General features: G+C 68.0%; 9 protein-coding genes. 3 read left to right on the plus strand and 6 right to left on the minus strand.

Annotation, left to right across the window (positions count from 1 at the left end):
- Positions 1-142 precede the first annotated feature (142 nt).
- Positions 143-1,291 (plus strand): N-acetylmuramoyl-L-alanine amidase, encoded by a 1,149-nt coding sequence (locus tag ACFWIW_RS01520; RefSeq protein ID WP_063274174.1) that lies wholly within the window; start codon positions 143-145, stop codon positions 1,289-1,291.
- 287 nt (positions 1,292-1,578) lie between these two features.
- Here ACFWIW_RS01520 and ACFWIW_RS01525 read toward each other — a convergent pair whose 3' ends face one another.
- Entirely contained in the window at positions 1,579-2,223 is a 645-nt protein-coding gene (locus tag ACFWIW_RS01525) for a GNAT family N-acetyltransferase (protein ID WP_378366601.1), read from the minus strand.
- A gap of 194 nt (positions 2,224-2,417) precedes the next feature.
- On the opposite strand from ACFWIW_RS01525, the gene ACFWIW_RS01530 reads away from it, so the two are divergent.
- Together ACFWIW_RS01530 and ACFWIW_RS01535 are read left to right on the plus strand one after the other, a co-directional pair.
- The gene (locus tag ACFWIW_RS01530) at positions 2,418-3,737 is read left to right on the plus strand and encodes a PLP-dependent aminotransferase family protein (protein ID WP_378366602.1); all 1,320 of its coding nucleotides are present in this window, start codon (positions 2,418-2,420) and stop codon (positions 3,735-3,737) included.
- Between the two features lie 34 nt (positions 3,738-3,771).
- Complete coding sequence (locus tag ACFWIW_RS01535; RefSeq protein ID WP_378366603.1) at positions 3,772-4,722, plus strand: D-alanine--D-alanine ligase; 951 nt, start codon at positions 3,772-3,774, stop codon at positions 4,720-4,722.
- 46 nt (positions 4,723-4,768) lie between these two features.
- Here the strand turns inward: ACFWIW_RS01535 and ACFWIW_RS01540 are convergent, their stop codons facing one another.
- From ACFWIW_RS01540 to rsmG, 5 genes are all read right to left on the minus strand, one after another.
- Positions 4,769-5,155 carry a hypothetical protein gene (locus ACFWIW_RS01540; RefSeq protein ID WP_378366604.1) on the minus strand — a complete coding sequence of 129 codons (387 nt, stop codon included), beginning with the start codon at positions 5,153-5,155 and terminating at the stop codon, positions 4,769-4,771.
- Positions 5,152-5,823, minus strand: coding sequence for an HAD family hydrolase (locus tag ACFWIW_RS01545; RefSeq protein WP_378366605.1), 672 nt, complete (start codon positions 5,821-5,823; stop codon positions 5,152-5,154). The genes ACFWIW_RS01540 and ACFWIW_RS01545 overlap by 4 nt, the downstream gene beginning before the upstream one ends.
- Before the next feature lie 75 nt (positions 5,824-5,898).
- Positions 5,899-6,915: a ParB/RepB/Spo0J family partition protein gene (locus tag ACFWIW_RS01550; protein WP_378366606.1), complete on the minus strand. Its 1,017-nt coding sequence runs from the start codon at positions 6,913-6,915 to the stop codon at positions 5,899-5,901.
- On the minus strand, positions 6,912-7,841 hold the full coding sequence (locus ACFWIW_RS01555) for a ParA family protein (protein ID WP_016338354.1): 930 nt from the start codon (positions 7,839-7,841) through the stop codon (positions 6,912-6,914). The genes ACFWIW_RS01550 and ACFWIW_RS01555 overlap by 4 nt, the downstream gene beginning before the upstream one ends.
- Positions 7,842-7,905: 64 nt before the next feature.
- Entirely contained in the window at positions 7,906-8,583 is a 678-nt protein-coding gene (gene rsmG / locus ACFWIW_RS01560; protein ID WP_378366607.1) for a 16S rRNA (guanine(527)-N(7))-methyltransferase RsmG, read from the minus strand.
- Positions 8,584-8,852: the final 269 nt, after the last annotated feature.

Consider the following 8,852-nt stretch of genomic DNA (forward strand, 5'->3'; position numbering starts at 1 on the left):
ACGGCGACTTGACGCACCGACCGGGCCTCCGCGCTCACCGAGAGTTCACAGGGCACAATAGAGCACCGGGGTTCGCCCCGCAGGGTTTTCATAGTCGTGCATCGAGCTCGATCGGTGCCCCAAAGGGAAGAGCGAGGAGTGCATGCGGGTACTCCGCCGCGGTGACGCCGGACCGGACGTCGCCGAGATCAGGTCCACGCTGGCGGCGATGGAGCTGCTCCCGCCGGTGACCGAATCCGGGGAGTACGAGGTTTTCGACACGGCGATGGAACACGCCGTTCGAGCGTTCCAGCAGCGCCGTGGGCTCATCACCGACGGTCTGGTGGGTCCGGCGACCTACCAGGCGCTTCGCGGCGCGGGCTTCCATCTGGGCAGCCGCCCGCTGACCTACATGTTCTCCGCCCCCATGCAGGGTGACGACGTCTTCGCGCTCCAGGAGCGGCTGACCGAACTCGGTTTCGACGCAGGCCGCCCGGACGGGCACTTCGGCCCGCAGACCGAACGCGCGCTCAAGACCTTCCAGCGCGACATGCGCCTGGTCGCCGATGGTATGTGCGGTCCGGCCACCATCCGCGAGCTGCACCGGCTCTCGTCGCCGCGTGCCCGCGGCGGTCGCCCCGTTTTCCTGCGTGAGCAGGAGCAGGTGCGCCAGGCCGGCCCCCGGCTGCGCGGCAAGCGCATCGTGATCGACCCCGGCCACGGTGGCGAGGACCTCGGCGTCGTCGCCGGCGGCCTGCGCGAGGCGGACATCGCGTGGGACCTGGCGCGGCGGCTCGAAGGCCGGATGCAGGCCACGGGCATGGAGGCGCTGATCTCGCGCGGCCCGAACCAGAGCCCGAGCGAAGGCGACCGGGCGAAGTTCGCGAACGAGGCGGGCGCCGACCTGTTCCTTTCGCTGCACAACGACAAGAACTCCTCGCCCAAGGCGCAGGGGGTCGCGAGCTTCCACTTCGGCACCGGCAACGGCACCACGTCGACCGTCGGCGAGCTGCTGGCGGGCTTCATCCAGCGCGAGCTGGCCGCCCGCACCGGCATGCTCGACTGCCGCACGCACTACAAGACCTGGGAGATCTTCACCCGCACCCGCTGCCCGGCGGTGCGGATCGAGATCGGCTACCTGACCAACCCGGAAGACAGCCGCAAACTGGCGGACCCGGCTTTCCGCGACGTCGTCGCCGAAGGCATCCTGGTCGCCGTGAAGCGTCTGTACCTCCTCGGCGAAGGGGACCAGCCGACCGGCACGTTCACCTTCGCGGACGTCCTGGCCCACGAACTCGCCAAAGCGGAGTAGCCAGTCCTCCACACCCGCACGCGGGCGCACATTCCTCTGCCGACGCCCTCGGCACAACCGGTTGTGTGCCCCCACGGCCGACCACGCCACCCCTAGATCCACCCGGCGCGCAGCCCCCGCCCTTCCCGGGGGGCGTCCCCAGGTCCAGCCTACCCATCCACAGATTTTCCACCGCTCCTATCAGCGATCTGTGGATAACTCGGCGGGTTACCCACAGCTGTCCCCAGGCCGGGGGATGGCTGCTGCGCGCGCTCGAAAACTCTGCTAAACGGCGCGGGCGGAGAGGGTCAGCCGCGGCCGAGGCTCGGCTCGGCCGTCGTGATGGAGACCTGGCCGAGCAGCCGTTCGAGAGCCGCCTCCACGTCTTCCTTCCACGAAATCGCCGACCGCAGTTCCAGTCGCAGCCGCGGCCACCGCGGATGCGGCCGCACGGTCTTGAACCCGACGCTCTGCAGGAACGCGGCGGGCAGCACACAGCTGTGCCCGCCGTCCGGATCGGTCTCGTCGGGTTTGGCGTCCCCGAACGCTTCGATCGCGCGGACACCGCGTTTGGTCAGATCCTTCGCGACGGCCTGCACCAGCATGCGGCCGAGTCCGCCACCTTGGAATTCGGGAAGGACCTGGAAGGCGGTCAGCAGAACCGCGTCCGGGCCGGGAGGCGAAGTCGGGAAGGCCAGCGAGCGCGGCACGGCGTTCGGCGGCGCGTAGAGCACGAAACCGACGGGCAGGGTGTCGCTGTAGACGATCCGGCCGCAGGAACCCCACTCCAGCAGCACGCTGGAGACCCAAGCTTCCTTTTCGACCTCGGTCGCGCCGTACTCCTCGGCTTGCGCCTTCAGATGCGGCGCCAGCTCCCAGTACACGCAGCGGCGGCAGCTCTTCGGCAGGTGCTCGAGGTTGTCCAGGGTTACGCCCACGACGCGACGCGACACAGACAAACCTCCCTGAATGACGACACCCGACGCAGCCTTGTCCCGAGCAGGGCTCACCGAAGGGGTCCTGACCGAGGATAGGCCGATGTGATGAACACCGGAAGGCCAGGGCCCCTAGAGGGAGGGTGGTTACACTCGATGGAACTACCAGTCGGTAGCGACTATGTCCACTTCGAAGCCGGGTGAAGCGCCTGATGACCGAGAACCGCCCTGTCCGGCCGGAGCCCGGCCGCCACAACCTCGACCCTCACCTCGACCGCTACGCCGCGCGTACGGCCGGGATGACTGCTTCCGAGATCAGGGCGTTGTTCGCGGTGGCCAGTCGCCCCGAAGTGGTATCGCTCGCCGGCGGGATGCCGAACCTCGCCGCGCTCCCGTTGGACACGCTGTCCGCGCAGGTCGGCGAGCTCATCGCCCAGGAAGGCCTGGTCGCGCTCCAGTACGGATCCGCGCACGGTGTCCCCGCCCTGCGTGAGCAGATCTGCGAAATCATGGCCCTCGAAGGGATCAAGGCCCACCCGGACGACGTCGTCGTGACGGTCGGCTCCCAGATGGGGCTCGACATGGTCACCCGGCTGTTCTGCGATCCGGGCGACGTCATCATCGCCGAGGGCCCGTCCTACGTCGGCGCGCTCGGCTCTTTCGCCGCGTACCAGGCGGACGTCGTCCACGTCGCGATGGACGACCACGGCCTGGTCCCCGAAGGGCTGCGCGCCGCGCTCGCGGAGACGCGGAAGGCGGGCCGCCGGGTCAAGTTCCTCTACACGATCCCCAACTTCCACAACCCCGGCGGCGTCACGCTGGCCGTCGAGCGGCGCGCGGAGATCGTGGAGATCTGCCGCGAGAACGACATCCTCATCATCGAGGACAACCCGTACGGTCTGCTCGGCTTCAGCGGTCAGACCTATCCGGCGCTTCGCTCGATCGACCCCGACAACGTCGTGTACTTGGGCTCCTTTTCGAAGACCTTCGCCTCGGGTCTGCGGGTCGGCTGGGTGCTCGCACCCCACGCCGTCCGGGAGAAACTCGTGCTCGCGGCCGAGTCCGCGACGCTTTGTCCGCCGACGCTTAACCAGTTGATCGTGTCGCGATACCTCTCGACTCACGACTGGATGGGTCAGATCAAGACCTTCCGCGAAAACTACCGGGAGCGCCGCGACGCGATCCTGTCCGCGCTCGAACAGCACATGCCCGCCGGCTGCAGCTGGACCAAACCCGATGGCGGTTTCTACGTCTGGATGACCGTCCCCGAAGGCGTCGACACGAAGGCGATGCTGCCGAGAGCCGTCACGGCCCGCGTCGCATACGCCTCCGGAACCGGTTTCTACGCCGACGGTTTCGGCAGCAGACAGCTTCGTCTTTCCTACTGCTACCCGACGCCCGAACGAATCCGCGAAGGCGTCCGGCGGCTCGCCGCGGTGCTCGAGTCCGAAATGGACCTGGCGCGTACCTTCGGTAACGCCAGCCCACGCTCGATTTCGGGGCCGCAGAACCCCTCTCCGGACACGGTCTGATCGACCGGACGTCCCCAAGCACAAAGGAGTCTCGGTGGTCGACCGCACCGTTGCCGTACTCGCAGGCGGCCTTTCCCACGAACGCGATGTCTCTCTCCGCTCCGGGCGCCGGCTCTCGGTCGCGTTGCGGGCGGAAGGTCTCGTCGTCGAGGAGTGGGACACCGACGCCGGACTGCTCGAACGTCTACGCACTCAGCGTCCCGACGCGGCCATCGTCGCCCTTCACGGGGGTGAAGGGGAGAACGGTGCGGTGCAGACGGTGCTGGAGATGCTCGACGTGCCTTACGTCGGCACCAGTTCGCGGGGCTGCCGACGCGCGTGGGACAAGCCGACGGCCAAAGCGCTCGTCGCCGACGCGGGCTTCACGACGCCGGACTGGGTGGTGCTGCCGCACAGCACCTTCCGCGAACTCGGCGCGCAAGCCGTGCTGGACTCGATGGTCGACACACTGGGGCTGCCCATGATCCTGAAGCCCGACCAGGGAGGATCGGCACTGGGCGCCCAGGTCGTCAGGGACGCCGCGGAAATGCCCGGCGCGATGGTCGGCTGCTTCGCCTACGGCGACACCGTCCTCGCCGAGAAGTTCGTTTCCGGCGTCGAGGTGGCCGTGACGGTCATCGAAGGCGAAGAGGGACCCGAAGCCCTGCCCGCGGTCGAGATCGTGCCGGAGAGCGGCGTGTACGACTACACCGCCCGCTACACCGCCGGGCTGACCGATTTCTTCACGCCCGCGCGGATTCCCGACGACGCCGCCAAGGCGGTCGGAGAGCTGGCCGTCGCCGTGCACCGGCAACTCGGGCTTCGCGACATCTCCCGCACCGACGCGGTGATCACCGAAGACGGCACGGTCCACTTCCTCGCGGTGAACCCCTCACCGGGTCTCACCGAGACGTCGATCGTGCCGGTGGCGATCGAGGCGGCAGGCGCCACTCTCGGCTCGGTCTTCGCCGACCTCGTCGGACGGGCGATTGCCCGCAAGAGCTGAACCGGACTCACGAAGGGGACTTGCCCACCGCGGGCGAGTCCTCTTTCTATTTCCGGGCCACGACGACGACTTGGTACTCGTCCTCGTAGATGACCTGTCCGGGGTCGGCCGACCAGACGGCTTCACACGGAACCTCGTGCATCTTCAGGATCGAGAGGTAGCCATCGACTCGCTCGATGAAGACGCGAGCGGTCGCCTTGAACCACGCCGCGGCCCCGGGATTGAGCTCCGAGTCGTAGACGCTCGGATCGGTGTGCGCGGGGTTGGTGAAGTTCGCGTCGTACCAGTCATTGTTCGTCCGGCGGAACGCTTCCTGCTCGACAGTGAGGCGTCCGGCGCGGGCGAGCCCGTTGACGAGACCGAAGACCCCGGTGAAGTTTCCTCGCTCATCGCGAGCCGGGCTTTGGAACCGGACGAAGGAGAGTCCGGTCATCGCCGGGGCCAGCCGCGCACCCAGGACAGCAGTTCTTCGTCGCGCAGCGAGCCGATCACGACGTCGGCGGGGAAGTCCTGGTGCTTCAACGTCGGCACCCCGATGACGGGCACGCCGGCCGCTCGCGCCGATCGAAGGCCGGTCATGGAATCCTCGAACGCCAGCGCGTCGGCAGGCTCGACGTTCAAGAGACCGCAAGCGGTCAAGTACATCTCTGGATCCGGCTTCGGCGCGGTCACCTCGTCGGCGGCCAGTTTCACGGGAAACATTTCCGTCAGGCCGCCGCGAACGAGTGCGGCGTCCAGGAGCGCCCGGGGCGAGTTGCTCGCGACGGCGACCGGTACGGCCGCGGCGGTCAGTTCGACCAATTCACGCGCGCCGGGCATCGCCTCCGCTTTCGCGGTGACGACCTCGGTCACCAACCTCAGCAACTCGTCCGCGATCTCGGCGCCGGCATCCGGTTCGCCGAACGCCGCCGCCATCGCGTCGGCGGCCGCCGGTAGCGACTTGCCGATCACCAACGCCTTCTCGTCCGCGCCGAAGGGGAGTCCGCGCCGTGCGAACAGTTCGGTCTCGGCGACCGACCAACACGGCTCGGTGTCCATGAGCAATCCGTCGCAGTCGAAGACGACCGCGCGCGGAGTTCGACCGCCGAAGAACCCCTTCACAGTTCAACCACTCAGCGTCACCAATCCGTCAGCAGCGAGCTATCGTCACCGTGACAAAACGACCCGGGGTGATCCCTAATCGGTTTCCGGCGTCCGATTTGTCTGAGTTTGATCCATGAGGGCCACAATACGTTCAAGATCGTCAACCGAGCCGAATTCGAGCGTGATCCGCCCCTTGCGACGACCCAAGTCGACCTTCACGCGGGTGTCGAAGCGGTCCGAGAGCCGGTTCGCCAGTTCCTGAAGACCGGGTGCCTGGATCGGCTTGCGGGGAGCGGGCTTCGGCTTGGCCGGCTTTTCACTCTTCTTGAGCGTGACGGCTTCCTCGGTCGCACGGACCGACATGCCCTCCGCGACGATCCGCGCGGCCAGCTCTTCCTGACTTTCGGCGTCTTCGAGAGAGAGCAGCGCCCGCGCGTGGCCCGCCGAAAGCACCCCGGCCGCGACCCGTCGCTGGACCGCGAGGGGGAGCTTGAGCAAGCGGATCGTGTTCGTGATGACCGGGCGGCTGCGCCCGATCCGGCTCGCCAGTTCCTCGTGCGTGACCGCGAATTCGTCGAGCAGCTGCTGATACGCGGCCGCCTCTTCGAGCGGGTTGAGCTGAACGCGGTGGATGTTCTCCAGCAACGCGTCGCGCAGCATCGCCTCGTCGGCGGTCTGGCGGACGATCGCCGGGATCGCCTCCAGCTCCGCCAGCTGCGAGGCGCGCAGCCGCCGCTCGCCCATGACGAGTTCGTACTCGTCGTTGCCGAGCTCCCGGACCACGATGGGCTGCATGAGCCCGAACTCGCGGATCGAATGCTCCAGCTCGTTGAGCGCGTCCTCGTCGAAGACCTGCCGCGGCTGCTTCGGGTTCGGCTTGATCTGGCTGACCGGCACCTCGCGGTAGACCGCGCCGGCGACCGTTCCGCCGTGCGAACCGGCCGCGCCGTTGGCCGCGAACCAGCCCTTGTCGTCCGGCCCCGCGGGTTTGCTCGCGGGAGCGGACGGGACAGGGGAGCCGTTCTCGGCCGGCGCCGCGGAACCCGGCGGCGGACCGGTGGGGATCAGGGCGGCGAGCCCGCGCCCGAGCCCCCCTCTGCGCTCGCTCATGCCGTACCGCTCCTTTCCTTCATCTCCACTCCGCGCTGGGCGATCTCCTTCGCCGCGTCCACGTAGCTCATCGCGCCCCGCGAACCCGGGTCGTACGCGAGGACGGTCTGCCCGTACCCGGGCGCTTCGGAGACCTTCACACTGCGCGGGATCACCGTCTTGAGAACAGTGTCCCCGAAGTGGTTTCGGACCTCGTTCGTCACCTGATCGGCCAGCTTCGTCCGGCCGTCGTACATGGTGAGCAGAATCGTGGAGACACTCAGCTCGCGGTTCAGGTGCGCCTGGACGAGCTCGATGTTGCTCAGCAGCTGCCCCAGACCTTCCAGCGCGTAGTACTCGCACTGGATCGGGATCAGCACCTCCTGCGCGGCGACCATCGCGTTGACGGTCAGCAGACCGAGCGACGGCGGGCAGTCGATGAAGACGTAGTCGACGCCGATCTCGTCGAGGATCTCGGACGAGAGCGCCTCCTTGAGCCGCATCTCGCGGGACGCCATGGAGACGAGCTCGATCTCGGCGCCGGCGAGGTCGATGGTCGCGGGCACGCAGTAGAGGTTGGGCGACTGCTCGCTCTGGGCCGCGGCTTCGGCCAGCGACACCTCACCGATCAGCACCTCGTAGATCGACGGCGTGCCGGATCGGTGGTCGATGTCGAGCGCGGTGCTCGCGTTGCCCTGAGGGTCCAGGTCGATCACGAGCGTCTTGAGCCCGTGGACGGCGAGGGCGGCGGCGAGGTTCACCGTGCTCGTCGTCTTGCCGACGCCGCCCTTCTGGTTGGCGACCGTCAGCACTCGCCGGCGGTTCGGCCGGGGGAGCGCACCCTCCTTGGGGTGCAGCACGCTGGCGGCGCGGACGGCTTCTTCGGCGATGGGCGTCCAGCCGAGTTCCTGGCCGGCGCTCGCAGGGTCGGACGGCGGGGGAGTCACCGGTCTCGAGCCTCCTCTGTATTAGACGTGGGAGTCGTTCTGCGTTGTTTCACGTGGAACCGGTCTAGCTACGCCTGCGCGATCGAGACGGCTTCGGGGGCAGGCGATGGATCACGACGACCGTGCTCGGAACCTCGAGCACCTTGGTACCGCACTCGAAGACTTCCGGTTCGCCGCCGCCGGCCTTCCGGACGTCGGCGCGATCGCGTTCGATTTCCTCTCCAGCGCTCGCTCCTTTGAGGGCGACCAGAGCACCTTGGGAACGCACGAGCGGGAGGCACCAGTTCGCGAGCCGGGCCAAGGGAGCGACCGCCCGGGCGGTGACGACATCCGCGCCACCGAGCTCCTCACGTACCTGCCGCTCCTCCGCGCGCCCGCGGACAACGGTGATGGGGAGTTCCAGCTTCTCGGCAACCTCGGCCAGCCAGTCGACCCGGCGGGCCATCGGTTCGAGCAGAACGATATCGAGGTCCGGTCGGCTGATCGCGAGCGGTACACCCGGAAGCCCCGCACCCGAGCCGACGTCGACCACGCGGGCGCCGTCGGGGATCCGCTCGCCGATCACGGCGGAGTTGAGGACGTGCCGCTCCCACAACCGGTCGACCTCGCGGGGGCCGATGAGCCCGCGCTCGACGCCGTGCCGTTCCAGGAGTTCGACGTAGCCGACGGCTTGCTCGACGCGGTCTCCGAATACTTCCGACGCCGCAGTCCGTACCGATGCGGCGACCCCGTCCAAGCCCACTCTCGCTCCTCAACCCTCGACGCCGTTTCACGTGAAACGCGCTCCACTGATTGTCCATGACGCCGAGCGCAAAGCGGGGAGACAGTCCGAAGTTGTGGACAACTCCACTCGCCTTCCCACGTTTCACGTGAAACGCCACGCGTGTAATTCACCCCGGACACAAAGAAGCGGGCCGCCGGGATAGCGGGGGGGCGCGGTGGGGGAGTTAACAGGACGGCGGGGTCCTCTACACCGCGCGGGTTGGGGGGCAGCCATAAGCCAAGCGCGTT

Origin of the sequence: Amycolatopsis sp. NPDC058340 (assembly GCF_042723975.1) — a bacterium.
Classification (GTDB): domain Bacteria; phylum Actinomycetota; class Actinomycetes; order Mycobacteriales; family Pseudonocardiaceae; genus Amycolatopsis.